This window comes from Streptomyces sp. NPDC043867 (assembly GCF_056435845.1).
Genome location: NZ_JBWKDS010000007.1, coordinates 101,687 through 121,766 on the forward strand (window position 1 = coordinate 101,687; position 20,080 = coordinate 121,766).

Annotated in this window: 16 protein-coding genes; 4 read left to right on the plus strand and 12 right to left on the minus strand. The window is 72.7% G+C overall.

The features are described from left to right. Positions 1 to 134 precede the first annotated feature (134 nt). The 3 genes from AC069T_RS09385 to AC069T_RS09395 all read right to left on the minus strand — a co-directional run bounded on the left by AC069T_RS09385 (position 135) and on the right by AC069T_RS09395 (position 5,062). A complete protein-coding gene (locus tag AC069T_RS09385; RefSeq protein WP_478782163.1) occupies positions 135 to 3,992 on the minus strand; it encodes an AAA family ATPase in 3,858 nt (1,285 codons plus the stop codon). Positions 3,993 to 4,202: 210 nt separating this feature from the next. Continuing rightward, positions 4,203 to 4,403 carry a hypothetical protein gene (locus AC069T_RS09390; RefSeq protein WP_358854882.1) on the minus strand — a complete coding sequence of 67 codons (201 nt, stop codon included), beginning with the start codon at positions 4,401 to 4,403 and terminating at the stop codon, positions 4,203 to 4,205. A 377-nt stretch (positions 4,404 to 4,780) separates the two neighbouring features. Then, positions 4,781 to 5,062, minus strand: coding sequence for an acylphosphatase (locus AC069T_RS09395; RefSeq protein ID WP_478782164.1), 282 nt, complete (start codon positions 5,060 to 5,062; stop codon positions 4,781 to 4,783). A gap of 142 nt (positions 5,063 to 5,204) precedes the next feature. Between AC069T_RS09395 and AC069T_RS09400 the strand changes: the two genes are divergently transcribed. Beyond that, positions 5,205 to 6,164: a CAP domain-containing protein gene (locus AC069T_RS09400; protein WP_478782165.1), complete on the plus strand. Its 960-nt coding sequence runs from the start codon at positions 5,205 to 5,207 to the stop codon at positions 6,162 to 6,164. A 199-nt stretch (positions 6,165 to 6,363) separates the two neighbouring features. Here the strand turns inward: AC069T_RS09400 and AC069T_RS09405 are convergent, their stop codons facing one another. Beyond that, positions 6,364 to 6,948 carry a flavodoxin family protein gene (locus AC069T_RS09405; protein ID WP_478782166.1) on the minus strand — a complete coding sequence of 195 codons (585 nt, stop codon included), beginning with the start codon at positions 6,946 to 6,948 and terminating at the stop codon, positions 6,364 to 6,366. A 147-nt stretch (positions 6,949 to 7,095) separates the two neighbouring features. On the opposite strand from AC069T_RS09405, the gene AC069T_RS09410 reads away from it, so the two are divergent. Further along, a complete protein-coding gene (locus AC069T_RS09410; protein WP_478782167.1) occupies positions 7,096 to 7,521 on the plus strand; it encodes a winged helix-turn-helix transcriptional regulator in 426 nt (141 codons plus the stop codon). A 75-nt stretch (positions 7,522 to 7,596) separates the two neighbouring features. Here the strand turns inward: AC069T_RS09410 and mutM are convergent, their stop codons facing one another. The 8 genes from mutM to recG all read right to left on the minus strand — a co-directional run bounded on the left by mutM (position 7,597) and on the right by recG (position 15,034). Further along, the gene (gene mutM, locus AC069T_RS09415) at positions 7,597 to 8,457 is read right to left on the minus strand and encodes a bifunctional DNA-formamidopyrimidine glycosylase/DNA-(apurinic or apyrimidinic site) lyase (RefSeq protein WP_478782168.1); all 861 of its coding nucleotides are present in this window, start codon (positions 8,455 to 8,457) and stop codon (positions 7,597 to 7,599) included. Positions 8,458 to 8,518: 61 nt separating this feature from the next. Next, a complete protein-coding gene (gene rnc / locus AC069T_RS09420) occupies positions 8,519 to 9,409 on the minus strand; it encodes a ribonuclease III (protein ID WP_478782169.1) in 891 nt (296 codons plus the stop codon). A gap of 19 nt (positions 9,410 to 9,428) precedes the next feature. Then, positions 9,429 to 9,602 carry a 50S ribosomal protein L32 gene (gene rpmF / locus AC069T_RS09425; RefSeq protein WP_006139588.1) on the minus strand — a complete coding sequence of 58 codons (174 nt, stop codon included), beginning with the start codon at positions 9,600 to 9,602 and terminating at the stop codon, positions 9,429 to 9,431. A gap of 2 nt (positions 9,603 to 9,604) precedes the next feature. Then, positions 9,605 to 10,249: a YceD family protein gene (locus AC069T_RS09430; RefSeq protein WP_478782170.1), complete on the minus strand. Its 645-nt coding sequence runs from the start codon at positions 10,247 to 10,249 to the stop codon at positions 9,605 to 9,607. A 135-nt stretch (positions 10,250 to 10,384) separates the two neighbouring features. Further along, on the minus strand, positions 10,385 to 11,518 hold the full coding sequence (locus tag AC069T_RS09435) for an ATP synthase F0 subunit B (protein WP_478782171.1): 1,134 nt from the start codon (positions 11,516 to 11,518) through the stop codon (positions 10,385 to 10,387). Positions 11,519 to 11,628: 110 nt separating this feature from the next. Next, the gene (gene coaD, locus AC069T_RS09440) at positions 11,629 to 12,108 is read right to left on the minus strand and encodes a pantetheine-phosphate adenylyltransferase (protein WP_478782273.1); all 480 of its coding nucleotides are present in this window, start codon (positions 12,106 to 12,108) and stop codon (positions 11,629 to 11,631) included. A 26-nt stretch (positions 12,109 to 12,134) separates the two neighbouring features. Continuing rightward, a complete protein-coding gene (rsmD, locus tag AC069T_RS09445) occupies positions 12,135 to 12,722 on the minus strand; it encodes a 16S rRNA (guanine(966)-N(2))-methyltransferase RsmD (RefSeq protein WP_478782172.1) in 588 nt (195 codons plus the stop codon). A gap of 110 nt (positions 12,723 to 12,832) precedes the next feature. Further along, complete coding sequence (recG, locus tag AC069T_RS09450; RefSeq protein ID WP_478782173.1) at positions 12,833 to 15,034, minus strand: ATP-dependent DNA helicase RecG; 2,202 nt, start codon at positions 15,032 to 15,034, stop codon at positions 12,833 to 12,835. Positions 15,035 to 15,195: 161 nt separating this feature from the next. Here recG and AC069T_RS09455 point away from each other — a divergent pair, with 161 nt between their 5' ends. After that, the gene (locus tag AC069T_RS09455; RefSeq protein WP_478782174.1) at positions 15,196 to 17,040 is read left to right on the plus strand and encodes an HSP90 family protein; all 1,845 of its coding nucleotides are present in this window, start codon (positions 15,196 to 15,198) and stop codon (positions 17,038 to 17,040) included. After that, entirely contained in the window at positions 17,037 to 20,078 is a 3,042-nt protein-coding gene (locus AC069T_RS09460) for a tetratricopeptide repeat protein (protein WP_478782175.1), read from the plus strand. Before AC069T_RS09455 ends, AC069T_RS09460 begins: the two co-directional genes overlap by 4 nt. Positions 20,079 to 20,080: the final 2 nt, after the last annotated feature.

Here is a 20,080-nt window from a genome sequence, read left to right on the forward strand (position 1 = left end):
CCCGAGGAGCCGAGGGCAAGCCCGGACGGGAGCCCGGGGCAACCGTACGTACGCCGGCCGGGAGCGGCGGAGCAGCGGGCGGCCCCAGGACGGGCGCAGGAAAGTCCGACGGGGGCCACGCCGCCCGCGACCCGTCAGCGCAGCCGCTGGCTGATGACCTTCGACACACCGTCACCCTGCATGGAGACGCCGTACAGCGCGTCGGCGACCTCCATCGTGCGCTTCTGGTGCGTGATCACGATCAGCTGCGACGCCTCCTGCAGCTCCTGCATGATGCGGATCAGCCGCTGCAGGTTGGTGTCGTCGAGCGCCGCCTCGACCTCGTCCATCACGTAGAACGGACTGGGCCGCGCCTTGAAGATCGACACCAGCAGCGCCACGGCGGTCAGCGACCGCTCGCCGCCCGAGAGCAGGCTGAGCCGCTTGACCTTCTTGCCCGGGGGCCGGGCCTCGACGTCCACACCGGTGGTGAGCATGTTGGAAGGGTCGGTCAGGACCAGCCGCCCGTCGCCCCCGGGGAAGAGCCGGCTGAAGACGCCCTCGAACTCGCGGGCCGTGTCCCGGTAGGCCTCGGTGAAGACCTGCTCGACGCGCTCGTCGACCTCCCTCACCACCTGAAGGAGATCGGCGCGCGTCTTCTTCAGGTCCTCCAGCTGCTCGCTGAGGAACTGGTGACGCTCCTCCAGCGCGGCGAACTCCTCCAGGGCGAGCGGATTGACCTTGCCGAGCTGCTGGTACGCACGCTCGGCGGACTTGAGCCGCTTCTCCTGCTCGGCCCGGTGGAACGGCCGGGGCCGGTTGCGCGGGTGATCGGGGTCTTCGGGGAGTTCCTCGCCCTCGGCGGGCAGGGAGGGGGGCACGAGCTGCTGCGGACCGTACTCCGCGACGAGTCCCTCGGGTTCGACGCCGAGTTCCTCCAGCGCCTTCGACTCCAGCTGCTCGATCCGCAGCCGCTTCTCCGCGCCGAGCACCTCGCCGCGGTGCACCGAGTCCGTCAGCTTGTCGAGCTCGGCCTTGAGGTCGCGGCCCGCGTTGCGGGCCTCCGCCAGCTCCCGTTCGCGCCGGGCCTTGGCGGCGTCGGCGGCGGTCCGTTCCGCCTCGGCGCGGGCGAGGGAGACCTCGACGTGCGCCAAAAGCTGCCGTGCTCCGGAGGCGACGGCCTCGGCGACCGCCGCTTCGTGCCGCAGCCGGGCCCGCCGCTGCTCGGCACGCGCGCGTGCCTCACGCTCCGCGCGGGCGGCCCGGTCGAGTCCTTCGGCCCGCCCGGCGAGCCCCTTGACCCGCTCCTCGTGCGTACGCACCTGGAGCCGGGCCTCCATCTCGGTCTGCCGCGCGTTCGCGCCGTCGGCCGCGAGCCGGTCGCGTACGGAGGTGTCCGGCTCCTCCTCCACCGGCATCTCCTCGGCGACGGCGAGCCGTTCGGCCAGCTCCTCCGCCTCCTCGACGGCCCGGTCCAGCGCCTCCTGCGCCCGTGCGGTCGCGGCGGTGCCGCGCTCGGCCTCCCCCGCGGCGCCGCGCGCCTGCCCGGCCAGCCGGCCGAGCTGCTGCGCGACGGACGACCTCTCCCGCTCGGCGGCCCGCCGCCGCTCCCCCAGCTCCTCGACGAGGGCGGCCCGTTCCCCGCGCAGTGCGGTGGCGTGCCGCTGCACCCCCGCGAGCTCCTCGCACCGCACCGCGAGCTCCTCCAGCTCCGCCGCGGCCTCGTCGACGGCCGCCTGCACCTCGAGCAGACTCGGCGCCCCCGCGGACCCGCCGTGCGCGAAGTGCGCGCCCAGCAGGTCCCCTTCGGCGGTCACCGCGGTCAACTCGGGCCGCGCGTACACCAGGTCCTCGGCGTCCTCGAGCGTGCCGACCACGACGATCCCGCGCAGCAGCCGCCGTACGGCGGGCATCAGCTCGTCCGGCCCGCGGACGAGATCGGCGGCGTACGGCGGTCCGCCGCGCTGCTCCTGCCCGGCGTCGGCGTGTACGGCGTCCCCCGGGACGCCGGACGCGAGGTCCCCGTCAGGACCGGGCGAGCAGTGCGGGCCTCCCGGCGAGAGGTCCCCGCGTACGGCGTCCCCGGACCCATCGGCCACGCCCGCACCACCGGGCCCGGGATCCGCGACGCACTCCGCCGCAAGCCACGCTCCGGCACCGGCACCCGCGCCCCCCGGCAGGTCGTGCGCGCGTACGGCATCTCCCGCGTCGACCGCCCAACCCGCTCCGGACCTGCGCCCCGTGTGGGCCGCGACACCGGTGGCCGCGACGCCGGTGGCCGCGGCCTCGTCGGGAGCGCCGGACAGCAGCAGGGCCGCACGGCCCGCGTCCTGTTTGCGGAGCAGGCGGATGGCCTCGGCCGCCGAGGCGGGCGTCGTCACCGCGATCGCGTCGGCCGCCGCGCCGAACGCCGCGGCGAGGGCGATCTCGAAGCCGGGGGTCACCGAGAGCAGTTCGGCGGCCGGGCCGAGCAGCCCGCCCAGCCGGTCCTTCGCGCCGAGCAGCGCACCGGTGCCGTCCTTGCGGCGCAGCCCGAGGGCGAGGGCCTCGCGGCGGGCCTGGGTGGCGGCGCGCCTGCGTTCCGCGGTCGTGAGCGCCTCGCGGGCGGCCGTCAGGCCGGCCTCCGCCTGGCCGAGCGCGGCCTTCGCCGCCTCGTGCCGCTCCGCCAGCTCCACGTCGCCCGCGTCGAGGCCGTCGACCTCGGCCTTCAGCTGCTCGTACTCCTGCTGGGCCGTGACGGCCCGTTCCCGCGCCTCGTCACGGCCGGCGGCCAGCCGGTCGATCTCGGCCTGGGCGGAGGCGGCCCGGGAACGGGCGGCGTTGACCTGGCCGTTGAGGCGGGCGAGCCCCTCGCGGCGGTCCGCGATGGCGCGGGCGACGTCCCGCAGGCGGCGTTCCTCGACGGCCAGCTCGCGCTCCAGCTCGGCCCGGTGCGCGACGGTGTCCTCGAGGGCGTGCCGGGCCGCCTCCAGGGCCGCTTCGAGCTCGGCCTCCTGCTCGCGGATCCGGGCGGCCTCGCGTTCCAGGTCCTCGGGGTCGCGTCCGCGCCGTTCCTCGACGGGCGCGGAGGTGGCGCTCTTCACGCGCGCGTCGGCCAGCGAGATCGTGCCCCGCACCCGCTCGGCGAGCTGCGAGAGGTCGTACCAGGTCTGCTGGGCCCGCTGGAGGCGCGGGGTGAGCCGCCGGACCTCGTCCTCGAGTGCGGCCTCGCGCCGCAGGGCCTTCTTCAGCTCGGCCTCGGCGGCGTCCTTGCGTTCCTTGAGCGCGGCCTCGTCGGCGATCTCGGCCCGGAGCGCCTGGCGCAGCCGTACGAGATCGTCGGCGAGCAGGCGCAGGCGCGCGTCGCGCAGGTCGGCCTGGATGACGGCGGCCCGGCGGGCGACGGCGGCCTGCCGGCCCAGCGGTTTGAGCTGGCGGCGCAGTTCGTCGGTGAGGTCCTGCACGCGCGCGAGGTTGGCCTTCATCGCCTCCAGCTTCCGCAGCGCCTTCTCCTTGCGCTTGCGGTGCTTGAGGACGCCCGCGGCCTCCTCGATGAAGGCGCGGCGGCCCATGGGGTCGGCGTGCAGGACGGAGTCCAGCTGGCCCTGGCCGACGATCACGTGCATCTCGCGGCCGATGCCGGAGTCGGAGAGCAGTTCCTGGATGTCGAGGAGGCGGCAGGTGTCGCCGTTGATCTGGTACTCGCTGCCGCCGTTGCGGAACATGATCCGCGTGATGGTGACCTCGGCGTACTCGATGGGCAGCGCGCCGTCGGAGTTGTCGATGGTGAGGGACACCTCGGCCCGGCCGAGCGGCGGCCGACCGGTGGTGCCGGCGAAGATGACGTCCTCCATCTTGCCGCCGCGAAGCGACTTCGCGCCCTGTTCGCCCATGACCCAGCTCAGCGCGTCCACGACGTTGGACTTGCCCGAGCCGTTCGGGCCCACGACGCAGGTGATGCCCGGTTCGAACCGCAGCGTGGTCGCCGAGGCGAACGATTTGAACCCGCGGAGGGTCAGGGCCTTGAGGTGCACGCCGCCGGACTCTACCTTTCGTGCCCGTCTCACTCCATGAACGCGCGGTTTCACCCGTGAACGCGCAGGGCAGACCGTCGGTTAATGAGTGGGAGACAGGCACGGGGGGCAAGACGAAGGGACGCCGGGGAGGCGTCCCTTGCAGTTCTGACGGCATGCGGTGGCCGAGTCGCTCGAATCGACCACTCGTGTCGTCGCGCGGCCCAGCGATCAGGTGAGCGCAGGCTCCGCCTGGGGTACGTCGAGGTGCTCGAAAGAATCGTGAGAAGCGGCAGCCGCGAGCGCGTCGTTCTCGGCCTGGATCCGTACGAGCTCGGATTCGAGGTCCTGGACGCGCTGCTGGAGCCGTCGCATCTCGGCGATGAGTCGCGGGTCGGAGCCGCCGACGTAACCGAGAAGCGCCTTTGCCATGATGGATGGTCCTCCACACTGAGTGACACCGAAGCGGTGTGGGTCGTGAGGGAATCGCACCCGCGATGCTTGACACTCTTCAGTTCTTGCTGCCGTTCCTACATGCCAAACAGCTAAGGTGCGCGGGGCTTTCAGAGTCTCACCAAAAAGTTTGACGGTCAACACGATCACACCCCGCATTGGGGGCAACCCGGGCGCGCGGCCCGGTCGGGGCGGCGCTGCGACTCCTGCGGGGCCCTCGGGGCGTGGAGATCATCGTCCATCTCGGAGCCTGCCACGACAAGCGCGTTCTTGGCAACCACCAGGCACTTTCCGCTTCCCGGGGCCGGCACCGCTCCCCGCGCACCCCCTCGGGACGGAGGGCACAGCCGTCGCCGTCAGCGGATGGCGAACCCGTCGTAGATGCAGCGTGGCGTGTCCCACATCTCAGTGACTCCGTCCACGCGCCCGGGTGTGTCGTCCCCGCGGAGCCAGTCGAGGAGGCTCTCGCAGCCCCCGCGGGAGCCCTCGGCGACCACCTGGACCCGTCCGTCCTCCAGATTGAGAGCAAAACCACTCAGTCCGCCGATCTCCAGGGCCCTGGCCCGGGTGAACCAGCGGAAACCCACACCCTGGACCCTGCCGCGGACCCACGCGACGAGCCGTACTTCCTCGTTCATGGGTGCACGCTAACCGGACAATGTCTCTCGTAGCACTTCCTCCCCTTGCGCCATGGGGTACCGTCCCGACCCAATGAGTCTCATGTGAAACTCACTCGTTCGAGTGAGTGTTGCTGACCGCAAGGATGAGAAAGGCCAGGAGATGGGACGCCACCGACGCTCCGCCGCCGGCCGCGCCGCCACAGGCCGCGCCACCGGTGTCACGGATGCACACCGGGTACACACGGAGAGCTACGGCCCGGAGAACCTGTACGGCTACGCCGCAGTGGCCGACCTCCCGCAGAACGCCGCCGCCCGCTCGCACCGCAAGAAGAAGGCCGCGCCCGTGCGCACCGGCCTGCTCGGTGTCTCCGCGGCCGTCGCCCTCGGCACCGTCGCGGTGGCCGCCGGCGTGCTGCCGGGCAGTGACAACTACTCGGTCGGCGGCGGCAACGCCTCGGACAAGGTCCAGGCCGCCGGTTCCCCGTCCGGCCTGGAGACCGAGCAGGGCGGTTCGACGGCCGCCGCGGAGGACCGCGACGACAGCGGCACGAGCCGCGACGCCGAGCGCTCGGCCTCGCCCTCCGCAGCACCGTCCAGGACGTCAAGGACGTCCGAGAAGCCGTCGGCGACGCCGTCGAAGAAGCCTTCCGAGAAGCCCGGCAAGTCGCAGGCGACCAAGAAGCCCGGCCGGCCGCCGGCCACGAAGGCTCCGCGGAAGCCCGCGCCGGCGACGGTGTCCGGCGAGACCGCCGCGGAGGCCGCGGTGCTGAAGCTCGTCAACGAGGAGCGGGCCAAGGTCGGCTGCAGTCCGGTGGCGGCGAACAGCGCGCTGTCGGACCTGGCGGCGGCGTTCAGCGAGGACATGGCCGCCCGCGGGTTCTTCGACCACACCGACCCGAGCGGCGCCTCACCCTGGGACCGGGCGGCGAAGGCGGGCATAACCGATCTGGGCGGCGAGAACATAGCCCGCGGCCAGGCCACCGCCGAGGCGGTCATGGAGGCCTGGATGAACAGCCCCGGCCACCGCGCCAACATACTGAACTGCGACTTCAAGACGCTCGGCGTCGGCGCGCACTTCGGTTCCGGCGGCCCGTGGTGGACGCAGGACTTCGGCTACTGAGCCCCTGACACGCGTCGAGGCGGCCGCCGTGGAGTGACGCCACGGCGACCGCCTCGACGCATGGGCGGACCCGCACGGCGGACCCCGGCCCGCGCCGCGCCGTACGGCGCGGCCACCCGCGAGCGCTGGCCGCCCTCCGGCGGCGCACCGCCGGTACGGCCACCGCCGAGCGGCTCCCGATACCGCACGCTGGTCGGTTCTACGCGGCCGCGCGCCCCAGGGCGAAGATGCGCGCCGTCTGTGCGACCCGGCGCCCGAGGTGCTCGGCCGTCGCCACGTCCGCCTTGTGGACGCCCTCCGGACCCTGGTCGTTGTTGGACTGGGCGGCGGCGCCGGCGAAGAAGCCGAGGCGGTTGAGGTCGTTCTCGGAGGCCGTGGTGCTGTTCCAGCCCGGCAGCAGACCGAGGCTGACCCAGTTCATGCCGTGCTGCGCGGCGAGCGTCTGGAAGAACTGCAGCGTGTGCAGCTTGTCGCCGCTCTTGGACGCGGAGTTGGTGAAGCCGGCCGCCAGCTTGTCCTTCCAGTCCTGCCCGAACCAGCGCTTCGAGGACTCCTCGGCGAAGGCGTGGAAGGCGCCGGACGCGGTGCCCATGTAGGTGGGCGACCCGAAGACGATCGCGTCCGAGGCGTCGAGCAGCGCCCACTGCTCCTCGGTGATCTCGTCGACCCTGATCAAATGGACCACCGCCCCGGTGTCGGCGGCACCGGCACGGACGGCTTCGGCGAGGACGGCGGTGTGGCCGTAACCGGAGTGGTAGGCGATGGAGACAACGGGGGTCGTCACGGTAGGCACTCCTGAGGAGAAGGGAGGGAAGAGGCGGGAACAGCCGACACGCGTCCGTGCTGCCCCGCTGGCACTGACGAAAGGAAAGCACTAACTTCTGGTTAGCGCAACCCTCTGGTAAGCGCTGCGGAGCAGTATGCTGATGGCATGGAATCCACAGCGCGGTCCTTCCCGGGCGCGGGGAGCGACGACCTGTCGGGCCTCGCGTACGACGTGTTCGCCCGCGACTGCCCCTCCCGCGGCACGCTGGAACACGTCACCGGCCGCTGGGGCGCACTGACGCTCGGGGCGCTGCACGAGGGCTCGTTCCGCTTCAACGAGCTGCGCCGTCGCGTGGACGGCGTGAGCGAGAAGATGCTGTCCCAGACGCTGCACGCCCTGGAGCGCGACGGCCTGGTGCACCGCGAGGCACAGCCGACGAACCCGCCGCGCGTGGACTACGAACTGACACCGCTGGGCCGCGAGGTCGCCGAGCGCCTGCTGACCCTCATCCGCTTCGTCGAGGGGCGGATGGACGACGTACTGGAGGCACGCGGGCGCTACGACGAGACGCGGGACGCCGCGGCGGTCTGAAGTCTCACCGCACCGGCGGACGGAAGTCTCCACCGCCGTGCCGCCGCCCGGGGCGGCCCCCACGACGCCCGGCGTTCAGGACGTGACGCGTGGCGCCCGCTGGCACTTGGGGCAGAAGTAGCTGGACCGGTTCATCCAGGCGCGTCGCCGCATCGGCGTGCCACAGCGCCGGCAGGGCAGACCCTCGCGCCCGTACGCGTCGAGCGAGCGGTCGAAGTATCCCGACTCCCCGTTGACGTTGACGTACAGGCTGTCGAAGCTGGTGCCTCCGACGGACAGGGCCGCGTTCATCACGTCCCGTACGTGGCCGAGGAGTTCGGCGGTGCGCGGGCGCGTGAAGCCGGCCGTCGGACGCTCGTAGTGGATGCGGGCGCGCCAGAGGGCCTCGTCCGCGTAGATGTTGCCGACCCCGCTGATCAGCGACTGGTCGAGCAGGGCCCGCTTGACGGTCGTACGGCGTCGGCGCAGCGCCTCGTGGAAGGCCGCGTCGTCGAAGAGCGGGTCGAGGGGGTCGCGCGCGATGTGGGCGATGACGTCGGGCAGCCCGTCGGGGGAGGTCCCGTGCAACGAGAGCCCGCCGAAGGTGCGCTGGTCGACGAAGCGCAGCTCGGTCCCGAGGTCGTCGGCGAAGCGGACCCGGATGCGCAGATGCTTCTCGTCGGGGGCCGCGTGCGGCTGCACGAGCAGCTGGCCGCTCATGCCGAGGTGCGCGAGGATCGCGGTGCCCGTCGTCTCCAGCGGCAGCCAGAGGTACTTGCCGCGACGGCTGGGGACGCCGATCCGCTGCCCCTGGAGCCGGTGCGCGAAGTCCTCGCCGCCCGCCGTGTGGCGCCGCACGGCGCGCGGGTGCAGCACCTGGGCCTCGGCGACCGTCCGGTGGGCGACCCACCGCTCCAGACCTCGCCGTACGACCTCGACCTCGGGCAATTCGGGCATGTCGGCTCCCCGTACACCACAGCGCCCGCCCCTTGTCAGGGGCGGGCGCTCGGCTGTCTTGTCAGGCGGACGCCGAGGAGGCGTCGGCGTTCCCCTCGGCACGCTCGGCGGCTTCCGCCACCTGCGCTTCGGCCTCGGCCCGGGCGGCCTTGGCCTGTGCTTCGGCCTCGGCCTGCGCGACCTGGGCCTGAGCCTCGGCCGCCGCCTTGGCGCGTTCGTCCGAGGCGGAGCGGATCGAGCGCCACGCGGACTCCGCGGCCTGCTGCTCCGCCTCCTTCTTGCTGCGGCCGGTGCCGGTGCCGTACGAGACGCCTCCGACGCGGGCGGCAGCAGTAAAGGTCTTCTCGTGGTCCGGGCCCGTCTCCGAGACCAGGTACTCGGGAACACCGAGGCCCTCGGTCGCGGTGAGTTCCTGGAGACTGGTCTTCCAGTCCAGGCCGGCGCCCAGATTCGACGACTTTTCGATCAGGGGATCGAAGAGCCGGTGGACGAGTTCGCCCGCCGCCTCGAGACCCTGGTCGAGATAGACCGCGCCGATCACCGCTTCGAGGGTGTCGGCGAGGATGGATGCCTTGTCCCGGCCGCCCGTGCCTTCCTCGCCCCGGCCGAGCCGGATGAAGGAGCCGAGGTCGAGCCCACGGCCCACCTCCGCCAGCGCACGCGAGTTGACCACCGCGGCCCGCAACTTGGCCAGCTGGCCTTCGGGCAGGTCGGGGTGGGTGCGGTACAGCGTGTCCGTGACCACGAGGCCGAGTACGGAGTCCCCGAGGAACTCCAGGCGCTCGTTGGTGGGCAGGCCGCCGTTCTCGTACGCGTAGGAACGGTGCGTCAGTGCACGCACCAGAAGGGCGGACTCCAGCCGGTAGCCGAGCCGCCCTTCCAGAAGCGTGTGGGACGAGGCTGTGTTGTCCGCCTTTTTCTTGGCGGTTGGATCCGCCTTGGCGTCAGACATCAGACCTCTCACCAGCCGCTCAGACCTCGAGGACCTGGCGCTTGTTGTAGGTGCCGCAAGCCGGGCACGCGATGTGCTGCAGCTTGGGCTCGTGGCAGCGCTCGCACGCAACCAGGGTGGGGACCGCAGCCTTCCACTGCGACCGGCGGTGGCGCGTGTTGCTGCGCGACATCTTCCGCTTCGGAACAGCCACGGCTACTTCTCCTGCTTCTCGTCGACGCCCGCTTCGGCGCCGCTCATCTCGTCCTTCTCGCCATCTTCGAGTGAACCGGCGAGTCCCTGCAGTGCCGCCCAACGGATGTCGACGGCGTCATGGTGGTGGCCGGGGTCGTCCGCCAGCCGCGCTCCGCATTCGGAACACAGGCCGGGGCAGTCGTCCTGGCACACCGGCTGCATCGGCAGTGCGAGCACCACCGCATCACGCAGCACGGGCTCGAGGTCGAACAGGCCGTCCTCGATGAAGAGAGTGTCCTCGTCTTCCTCGGCGTCGTCGGCCGGCTCCGCTTTGACACGGCCCCGGTCGTCGGCGTCAGGGTACGAGAACATCTCCTGGAAATCCGCTTCGAGCTCCAGCCCGAGCGGCTCCAGACACCTTACGCACTCCCCCTTGGCCGATGCACGGGCGGTGCCTGTGACAAGCACCCCTTCCATGACCGACTCCAGACGGAGGTCGAGCTCCAACGGGGCGCCTTCCGGCACTCCGATGACTCCCTGGATCCCCAGATCCGCAGGAGCGTCGATCGAACGGGTCAGGCGCTGCAGCGCGCCCGGACGCCGCCCCAGCTCGTGTGTGTCGAACACGAGAGGGTTGCGGTGGTCGAGGCGGGCGTTCAGAGCCATTCCTGCTTTCGATCTTCGATGCGGGGGAGCGCCGCCCTGACCTTCCGGGCAGCGGTGATCGCGGACGTACGCGCGACCGAAGAGCCAGGATACTGGACCATTCGCTCTCGGCCCAATCCGGTGCGACGGCGGCCCTCAGTGACCGCCGCGGCCCTGCTCGTAGGCCCGCAGCTGCTCCGCACTGATCATGCCGGTGTCGAAGAGGCTGGTCTCGTCGAGAGCCTGGCCCCGGGGCTGCTCCTGGTAGCCCTGCTGCCGGTCCTGGTCCTGGCCGTACGAAGGCTCCTGGTCCTGTCCGTACGAGGGCTCCCGGCCCTGGTCGTACCCGGGCTGCTGGTCCTGGCCGTAGGCGGGCTGCTGGTCGTAGCCCTGCTGCTGGTAGGCGTACGGGTCGGCCTGCTGGTAGCCGTACGCGTCCTGCTGCTGGTACTGCTGCGGGTAGCCATAGGCATCCGCCTGCTGCTGGTAGGCGTAGGCCTCCTGCTGCTCCTGGTAGGACGGCTGGGCCGGCACCTCGGGGTCCCGCTGGGGCTGCGGCTGCCCGGGGGCCGCCGAGAGGTCCGCGAGCCCCGCGAGGTAGTCCGCGTCGCTGGTGTGCTGGACCGTCGTCCCGTCGTCCGCGAGGGAACTCAGGTCGTCGCTGGCGATCCGGCCGTGCAGCTTCTGCCGGCCGCGGCCGACGGCCTCCAGGGTCTTGGCGAGGACGGCCTCGAAGGCACCGAGCTTCACGCCGACGTAGTCGTCGGCGTTGCGGCGCAGCGTCTCCGGGTCCTGGCTGCGCTCGGGGGCGTCCTCGTCCTCGTACCCCCGCTCGTCGACGCCGGGTCCGGTGCCGAGCAGCCTCTCCTTGCCGCGGCCGACGGAACCGAGGGTCTTGGTGAGGACGACCTCGAAGTTGGCGAGCTTGGAGTCGACGTAGTCGTCGGCCTCGGCGCGGATCTCCTCGGCCTCCCGGCGGGCCTCGGCCAGGATCCGGTCGGCCTCATTCTGCGAGCGGCGGGCGACCTCGGTGCCGGAGACCAGGGAACCGCGCTCGGCGTGCGCGCTCTCGATGATCCGCTCCGCTTCCTGGCGGGCCTGCTCGACCAGCTGCTCGCGGCCGCCGATCAGCTCCTGGGCCTGGGCCAGGGAGCCGGGCAGCGCCTGGCGCACCTCTTCGAGCATCGAGAGCAGCTCGGCGCGGTTGACCACGCACGAGGCCGACATGGGCATGGAACGGGCGCCGGAGACCGACGCGACGATCTCATCGAGCTTCTTCTGCACGTCCACCGTGTGCTCGCCACTCTCTACAGCTGTGATGGAGACGGACGGGTCGACTGTACGACCACTCCCGCCACCTCCGACACCGGGTGACGGGCCGTCAGTTCACCGGGGGTGTCTCAGCCCTGCGCGAGTCGCTCGGTGAGGGCTTCCAGGACCAGTGGCGGCACCAGGTGCGAGACGTCGCCGCCCCAGGCCGCCACTTCCTTGACCAGGGAGGAGGACAGGAAGCTGTAGGTGGGGTTCGTGGGGACGAACAGGGTCTCGACCCCCGACAGGCCGTTGTTCATCTGGGCCATCTGGAGTTCGTAGTCGAAGTCGCTGACGGCGCGCAGGCCCTTGACGATGGCCGGGATGTCGCGCTGCTTGCAGAAGTCGACGAGGAGGCCGTGGAAGGACTCGACCTCCACGTTCCCGAACTCGGCGGTGACCTGGCGGATCAGGTCGATCCGCTCCTCGATCTCGAACAGGCCCTTCTTGGACTGATTGATCATCACCGCGACGTGCACCACGTCGTACAGCTTGGAGGCGCGGGCGATGATGTCGAGGTGTCCGTTGGTGATCGGGTCGAACGACCCGGGACAGACGGCGCGGCGCAACTGAGGTCCCTCGCTCTCCGGTCCGGTCATCGTGCGTCTTCGCACGTAGAGGCGGCGCGACCGTACCAAAACGTTCCCTCGCCGTAGCGACGGGCCCGGAGCGCTGCAAAGCCGTCCGGCCACGCGAATTCGCCGCCTCTGGTGCTGCGCTCCACGGTGACGAGCGCATCGTCCGCTAGCCAGCCCTCCGAGCGGAGTGTGAGCAGGATCTCGCGAAGATCGTCGTCCGACACCACGTAGGGCGGATCGAGAAAGACCAGGTCGTACGGGTCGGTGGGGGTCCCGGCCCGGATGATCTGCTCCGCTTTGCCCGGTCTCACCTCGGCGCCGGGCAGGGCCAGCGACGCGACGTTCTCCCGGATCACCCGGGCCGCGCGGGCGTCCGCCTCGACGAGGAGGGCGTGTCCGGCGCCGCGGCTGAGCGCCTCGAGACCCACGGCGCCCGAGCCGGCGTACAGGTCGAGGACGCGCTCGCCGTCGAGGGGGCCGCCCAGGAGGGACTGCCAGGTGGAGAAGAGGCCCTCACGCGCCCGGTCGGAGGTGGGGCGGGTGCCGGTGCCCGGCGGGACGGCCAGACGGCGTCCGCCGGCCCGGCCGGCGATCACGCGGGTCATCTCTTCTGTCCTTCGTGCGTGGGGGCCCGTGCGGGCGGGTGACCTCTCCAGTCTGTCAGCCCCGGCCGGGGCGGCGCCCTCTCACCCCGCTCACTCCCGTCCCCCTCTTGTCACCCCTTGTCGAGGTACTGCTCGCGCTCCTCGTCCAGCAGGGCGTCCAGAGCGGTGCGCAGGCCCGGAAGGTGCTCCAGCTCCGGGTCGGCGGCGACGACCGCGGCCGCCTCCTCGCGGGCCTCGGCGATGATCTCCTCGTCGTCGATGACCGTGAGCATGCGCAGCGAGGAGCGGACGCCCGACTGGGCCTGGCCGAGGACGTCGCCCTCGCGGCGCTGCTCCAGGTCGATGCGGGAGAGCTCGAAGCCGTCGAGCGTGGACGCCACCGCGGTCAGCCGCTGCCGGGCCGGGCTGGCCTCCGGCATCTCGCTGACCAGCAGGCACAGGCCGGGGGCGGAGCCACGGCCGACGCGGCCGCGCAGCTGGTGCAGCTGCGAGACGCCGAAGCGGTCGGCGTCCATGATCACCATCGCGGTGGCGTTCGGCACGTTCACCCCGACTTCGATGACCGTCGTCGCGACCAGGACGTCCGTCTCGCCGGCGGCGAAGCGCCGCATCACGGCGTCCTTGTCGTCGGGGGGCATCCGGCCGTGCAGGACTTCGACCTCAAGTCCCTGGAGGGGCCCCTTGGCGAGCTGTTCGGCGATGTCGAGGACGGCCAGCGGCGGGCGCTTCTCGGCGTCGTCCTCCGGGGTTTTCTTCTTCGCCTTGGCGCCCTCCTCCTCGTCGCCGATGCGGGGGCAGACGACGTACGCCTGGTGGCCGCCCGAGACCTCCTCGCGCACCCGCTCCCAGGCGCGGGCCAGGAAGTGCGGTTTGTCGGCGGCCGGGACGACATGGCTGGCGATGGGCGAGCGCCCGGCGGGGAGCTGGTCGAGGACCGAGGTCTCCAGGTCGCCGAAGACGGTCATCGCGACGGTGCGGGGAATGGGCGTGGCGGTCATGACCAGCAGGTGCGGGGGCTGCTTGCCCTTGCCGCGCAGGGCGTCGCGCTGCTCGACACCGAAGCGGTGCTGCTCGTCCACCACGACCAGGCCCAGGTCGTGGAACTGCACCTTGTCCTCGATCAGGGCGTGCGTGCCGATCACGATCCCGGCCTCGCCGGTGACCAGGTCCAGCAGGGCCTGCCGCCGGGCCGCCGTGCCCATGGAGCCGGTGAGCAGCACGACCTTGGTGGAGTTCTCGGCGCCGCCGAGCATCCCGCCCTCGGCGAGCTCGCCCATCATCTCCGTGACCGACCGGTGGTGCTGCTGGGCGAGCACCTCGGTGGGCGCGAGCATGGCCGCCTGGCCGCCCGCGTCGACGACGGCGAGCATCGCGCGGAGGGCGACCATCGTCTTTCCCGAGCCGACCTCTCCCTGGAGGAGCCGGTGCATGGGGTGCTCGGTCGCCAGGTCGTCGAAGATCTCCGCGGAGACCTTCTGCTGGCCTTCGGTGAGGGTGAAGGGCAGCTTGGCGTCGAACGCGGTGAGGAGACCGTCGGGGCTCGGCCTGCGGGCCACGGCGGGGAGCTGGGCGTCCGCGTACCGCCGGCGGGCCAGGGCGACCTGGAGGACGAAGGCCTCGTCCCACTTGAGGCGGGAGCGGGCGTCCTCGACGTCCGCCTTGGTGTGCGGACAGTGGATCTTCAGGAGTGCCTCGGGGAGGGGCACAAGGCCGCGGCCCTCGCGCAGGGATTCCGGCAGCGGGTCGACGGCCTCCTGGGCGCTCGGCAGGACCGTCTGCACCGCCTTGGCGATCTTCCAGGACTCCAGCTTCGCGGTCGCCGGATAGAGGGGGATGAGGGATCCGGCCCAGGTGTCGACCGCCTCGTCGCCGTCGCCGCGCAGCAGCTCGTACGCCGGGTGGGCGAGCTGGAGGCGGCGGTTGAAGACGGAGACCTTGCCCGAGAACATCGCGCGCGTGCCGGGCAGGAGGTCCTTGTGGGGCTTGTGCACGCCGTTGCCGAAGAAGACCAGCTGGAGGCGGCCGCTGCCGTCCGTGATGGTCACTTCCAGGCGCTGGCCCTTGCCGCGCGGGGCCTTGGGCGAGGAGAAGGTGAGCAGCCGGGCGTCGGCGACCTGGGCGACCACCGTCGCGTGCTCGTCCAGGGGCAGGTCGGCGAGGTGGGTGAGCTGCCCGCGCTCCTCGTACCTGCGGGGATAGTGGTGGAGCAGGTCCCCGACGGTGTGCAGGGCGAGATGCTCGGCCATCACCTTCGCGGTGGCGGGACCGAGCACCTTCTTCAGTGGTTCTTCGAGCGCGGGCACGAGATCCATTGCACACCACGACACTGACAATGCCGTATACGTCCGGGAAATCCGCTGGTCAGGCGGGTCGTTCGGGGCCTAGGATGACGCGCCCGTTTCGTTCGCGGTCACCGTGCCCCGGGACCGCCCGACCCCGCGCCGTCGCCCGTCCCCCCACCGGCGCTGCGACGATGGACTCACAGACTTCTCCGTCATCCCAGGCACCCCGGTCACCGCACACGTTCCAGGTGGACCTGCGCGGCCTCGTGGACCTGCTCTCGCACCACCTCTACTCCAGCCCCAGGGTCTATCTGCGCGAGCTGCTGCAGAACGCCGTGGACGCCGTCACCGCGCGGCGGGCCGAGCAGCCGGACGCGCCGGCCACGGTCCGGCTGTTCGTCGAGGGCGACGGGGGCGCCCTGCGTGTGGAGGACTCCGGCGTGGGGCTCACCGAGTCCGACGTGCACAGCCTCCTGGCGACCATCGGCCGCAGCTCCAAGCGCGGCGAGGGCCTGGAGTCGGCGCGCTCCGACTTCCTGGGGCAGTTCGGCATCGGCCTGCTGGCCTGCTTCGTCGTCGCCGAGCGCATCCGCGTCGTCAGCCGCAGCGCGCGAACGCCCGAGGCGCCACCCGTGGAGTGGACGGCGACGGACGACGGTTCGTACAACGTCAGGACGCTGCCCGACGCGGCCCGCCCCGAACCGGGCACGACCGTGCACCTGGTGGCCCGGGCCGGCGCGGGCGAGTGGCTGACCGAGGAGCGGGTGCGGTCGCTGGCCCGGGACTTCGGGTCGCTGCTGCCCTACGACGTCCGGGTGGGCGACGAGGCGGTCACGGACCTCCCGGCGCCCTGGGACCGCGCGTATCCGGGTCCCGCCGCCCGGCGGGTGGCCCTGGCGCGGCACTGCCACGACCTGTTCGGGTTCACGCCGCTGGACTCGATCGACCTGGACGTGCCGCTCGCCGGGGTCCGCGGGGTGGCGTACGTGCTGCCGTCCGCGGTCAGTCCCGCCCAGCGCGCGGGCCACCGCGTCCACCTCAAGGGCATGCTGCTCACCGAGCGTGCCGAACAACTGCTGCCGGACTGGGCGTTCTTCGTGCGCTGCGTCCTGGACACCGACAGCCTGCGGCCCACCGCTTCGCGGGAGTCGCTGTACGAGGACGAGACCCTGGCGGGTGTGCGGGACGCGCTGGGCGAGCGGATCCGCTCCTGGCTGACCGGGCTCGCCGCGGGCGACCCCGAACGGCTCGCGGCCTTCCTGTCGGTGCACCACCTGGGCGTGAAGTCCCTGGCCAGGCACGACGGCGAGATGCTGCGCACGATGCTGCCGTGGCTGCCCTTCGAGACGACCGACGGACGGCTGTCCCTGGAGGAGTTCGCGCAGCGGCACCCGGTGGTGCACTTCACGCGGACGGTGGAGGAGTACCGGCAGGTCGCGCCCATCGCGTCCGCGCAGGGCGTGGGCGTCGTCAACGGCGGCTACACGTACGACAGCGAGCTCGTCGCCGCCCTCCCGTCGGTGCGTTTGGGGACGGTCGTCTCCGAGCTGGACGCGGACACCGTGACGGCGCACCTGGACACCGTCGACCCGGCCGAGGAGCTGGCCCTCGCGGGCTTCCTGGCCGCCGCCCGGGCGAAGCTCGACCCGCTGGGCTGCGACGTCACGCTGCGGTCCTTCCACCCCCTGTCGGTGCCCGCGCTGCACCTGGACGACCGGGCGGCCCGTCACGAGCAGGCCCGCGCGGACGCCGAGGAGCAGGCCGACGACCTCTGGGCGGGCATCCTCGGCTCGCTCCGCGGCAGCGCCCCGCGCGCCCGGCTGGTCCTCAACCACCTCAACCCGCTGATCCGCAGGATCAGTTCGCTGCACGACCCCGAACTGATCGGCACCGCCACCGAGTCCCTCTACGGACAGGCCCTGCTGATGGCGCAGCGCCCGCTGCGGCCGGCGGACTCCGCGCTGCTCAACCGCGCGTTCCTCGGCCTCCTCGAATGGGCCACGCACGCCGAGTCCGGGGAGGACGGCCACCGATGAGCCAGGTCACGGACTTCGACACGCTCCGCGAGGCGATGGCGGAGAATTACGCGCAGCCCGAGGGCCCCGCACGCAACGCGCGCGCCGAGCAACTGCTCGCCGAGGCCGAGAAGCTGAACATCCCGCTCGCGGTGATCGAGGCGCTCGGACACCAGCTGAAGGTCTACAACTACAGCTCCGAGAAGGACAAGATGTTCGTCCCCTTCGCGCGCCTGCTGCGCATGTGGGACGAACACCCCGAGGACTTCGACGAGTACGAGATCCACTCCCTGCACTGGGTCTTCAAGTGGATGTCCGCCGGCATGCTCGGCCAGCCGCACATCCCGCTCGCCGCCATCGAGAAGTGGCTGGGCGAGATGGAGCACCGCTACCGCCTTGCCGGGCACTCCGAACGGGCGGTGCGCAGCGCCGAGTTCAGCGTGGCGCACCACGTCGGCGACCTGGCGCGGGCCGAGCGCGCGTACACCGCGTGGCTGGCCGCCGACCGGGACAGCATGGCCGACTGTCACGCCTGCGAGCTGCACGACCAGGGGTGGTGGCAGGTCAGGCAGGGCGGGGACGCGGACGCGCTGGAGGTCTGGCGGCCCGTCCTGGAGGGCGAGTTCACCTGCGCCCACGAGCCGCACGCCGTGCTGGCGTCCTCACTGCTGCCGCTGCTGCGGCTGGGCCGCCTGGACGAGGCACGCGCCCACCATCTGCGCGGGCTGCGGCTGGTGCGCGCGATGGAGAGCATGCGCGGCGCCTACGCGGACCACGTCGAGTTCTGCGCGCTGAGCGGCAACGAGGCGCGCGCCCTGGAGCTGCTGGCGGAGCGGCCCGCGTACTTCACGGACTCCGGGGAGCCGCGCAGCAGGCTCGACTTCATGGCCGTGGTGGCCCTGCTGATGGACCGGCTGACCGAGCTGGGGCTCGGCGGGCAGCCGGTCCCGGGGCCGGCCGGACGTGCCTGGACCGCGGCCGGACTCGCCGTCCACGCGCGCGAGGAGGCCCGGTCGCTGGCCGCGCGCTTCGACGAGCGCAACGGCACCTCGTACGTCGGCGACCTGATCCGTGCGCGCATGGCCCGGCGTCCTCCGGTGGACCGGCTGCCCCTGGGCGTGCGCAGTGTCCGCACCGCCCCGGCGCCGCGACCGGCGCCCGCCGTCGCGGCGTCCGCGGAGCCGGCCGCCGTGCCCGATCTGCCGGCGCTGCTCGCACAGGCGCGGCGGCTGTCCGCGGCGATGGCTCCCGGGGCGGTCGAGGCGTGGGCCGCGGTGGGACGCGCGGCCGGGGACCGGGAGCTGGATCCCCGCGACCGTGCGGAGATCGCCGACCACGAGGCGATGGGCCGCGGCCCGGAGGGCACCGCCCTCTTCGAGCGGGCGGCCGAGTGGTACGCGAAGGCCGGCGACCCGGGCGAGGCACTGGCGGCACGCGCGCGTGGGGCGTACGCGCACGCCGGGACGGGCCGCACCGAGGAGGCACTGGCCGCCGTGCGGGGGCCGTACGAGGAGGTGCTCGCCCTCTTCGCGGCGGACGGGACCGGAGTACGGCAGACGGCGTCCGTGCTGGTGGCACGCGCCCGGATCCTGATGCAGCGGGTGCACGAGACCGAGGCCGGGCCCCGGACCGGTTCCGGCGAGGAGCCGCGCGACGCGGGCGCGGGCACCGCCGCCGCCGACGCCGAGGCGGCCGTACGGGAGCTGCTGGCGCTCGTCGGGCCGCACACCGGGGAGCTCCGGCTCGCCGCGCGGGCCGCGGAGGCGCGGGCCATGCTCGCGGAGCTGGCCGCGCACGGCGGGGACGCCGAGGCCGCGGCCGGGCTGTACGCGCGCGCCTCGGAGGAGTTCACGGCGGCCGGGCTGCCGTGGTTCGCGGTGGAGTACCGGGCCCGGCTGGCCGGGATCGCCCGGCAGCTCGGGGACACTGACGCGGCCGAGCGGGCGGTACGCGCCGCCCTGGCGGACGGCGGCCCCCACCTGGAGGCGGCCGGGCACGCCCGACTGCACCTGCAGCTGGCCGAGATCCTCGCCGCCGACGGGCGGTTCGGGCCTGCCGCGGAGCACGCCCTGGAGGCGGCGCACTGGGCCGACGAAGGGGGCGAAGGTCCGGCGCTCGGCGCCTGGGCGCGGCATCAGCTCGGCGGGTTCCTGCTCCGGCAGGCGCGCTGGGCGGAGGCCGCGGAGGTGCTGGAGTCGGCGCTGCCCGATCTGACGGCGGAGACGCACGGGGACGGCGCGATCGTGCAGACCCTGTGGTGGCTCGGCGACTGCCTCGGCGAGCTGGGCGAGCACCGGGAGGCGGCCGAACGCCGGCTGCGGGCCGCCGACCTCGCCCGGCACTGGCCCGAGCAGCGCGACCACGCGATGCTCGCCCACCTGGCCGCCGAGGATCTCGGGCACGCGGGGCTGCCCGCCGAAGCGGATCGGGCGTACTCGCGCGCCGGTGACCTCTGGCGGTCCCTGGGCAACGTCCACGGCCTGGTCCGCTCCCTGCGCGCCCGCTCCTGGATCGCCGCGCGCGGTGACGCGGGGCTCGACGCGGCACGGGCGCTGATGTCGGAGGCGGTGCGGGAGTGCGAGCGGGCACTCCAGGACGTCACCGCCGCGTCCGCCCCCGGTCCGGCCGGCTCCCCCGGCCCCGCCGCCGACTCCGGGGTCACAGGATCCGGCCCGTCCGGCCCCGCGACGGACGAGGAGGCGCGTCGGAGCCTGCTCTTCGAACTCGGGAACACCCACCGGCAGTTCGCCGACCTGGTCGCCCGGTCCGTCCCGGACGATGCCGGGGCGGCCTCGGCGCGGGCCGCGTCGGAGGAGGCACTGGGCCAGGTCACGCGGGCGGCCGCGGTGTTCGACTCCCTCGGCGACGGCGGACTCGATGCCCGGACGGGGGCCGAGCTGTCCGCCGGGTGGCTGGAGGCCGATCTGGGGCGGCCCGCCGCGGCGTCGGCACGCGCGCGTGCGGTGCTGTCCGCGTACGGGGGGCTCGACGGCGAGGTGCCGCGGGCCCGGCGGGCCGAGGCGGAGCAAATGCTGGACCTGACGGGGACGTCCGGATGAGG

Bases quoted from the DNA above. Each gene is read 5' to 3' on its own strand.
- AC069T_RS09390 (WP_358854882.1), bottom strand. From the start codon at position 4,403: ATGGCAAAGGCGCTTCTCGGTTACGTCGGCGGCTCCGACCCGCGACTC.
- AC069T_RS09395 (WP_478782164.1), bottom strand. From the start codon at position 5,062: ATGAACGAGGAAGTACGGCTCGTCGCGTGGGTCCGCGGCAGGGTCCAG.
- AC069T_RS09400 (WP_478782165.1), top strand. From the start codon at position 5,205: ATGGGACGCCACCGACGCTCCGCCGCCGGCCGCGCCGCCACAGGCCGC.
- AC069T_RS09410 (WP_478782167.1), top strand. From the start codon at position 7,096: ATGGAATCCACAGCGCGGTCCTTCCCGGGCGCGGGGAGCGACGACCTG.
- mutM (WP_478782168.1), bottom strand. From the start codon at position 8,457: ATGCCCGAATTGCCCGAGGTCGAGGTCGTACGGCGAGGTCTGGAGCGG.
- rnc (WP_478782169.1), bottom strand. From the start codon at position 9,409: ATGTCTGACGCCAAGGCGGATCCAACCGCCAAGAAAAAGGCGGACAAC.
- AC069T_RS09430 (WP_478782170.1), bottom strand. From the start codon at position 10,249: ATGGCTCTGAACGCCCGCCTCGACCACCGCAACCCTCTCGTGTTCGAC.
- rsmD (WP_478782172.1), bottom strand. From the start codon at position 12,722: ATGACCCGCGTGATCGCCGGCCGGGCCGGCGGACGCCGTCTGGCCGTC.
- recG (WP_478782173.1), bottom strand. From the start codon at position 15,034: ATGGATCTCGTGCCCGCGCTCGAAGAACCACTGAAGAAGGTGCTCGGT.
- AC069T_RS09455 (WP_478782174.1), top strand. From the start codon at position 15,196: ATGGACTCACAGACTTCTCCGTCATCCCAGGCACCCCGGTCACCGCAC.
- AC069T_RS09460 (WP_478782175.1), top strand. From the start codon at position 17,037: ATGAGCCAGGTCACGGACTTCGACACGCTCCGCGAGGCGATGGCGGAG.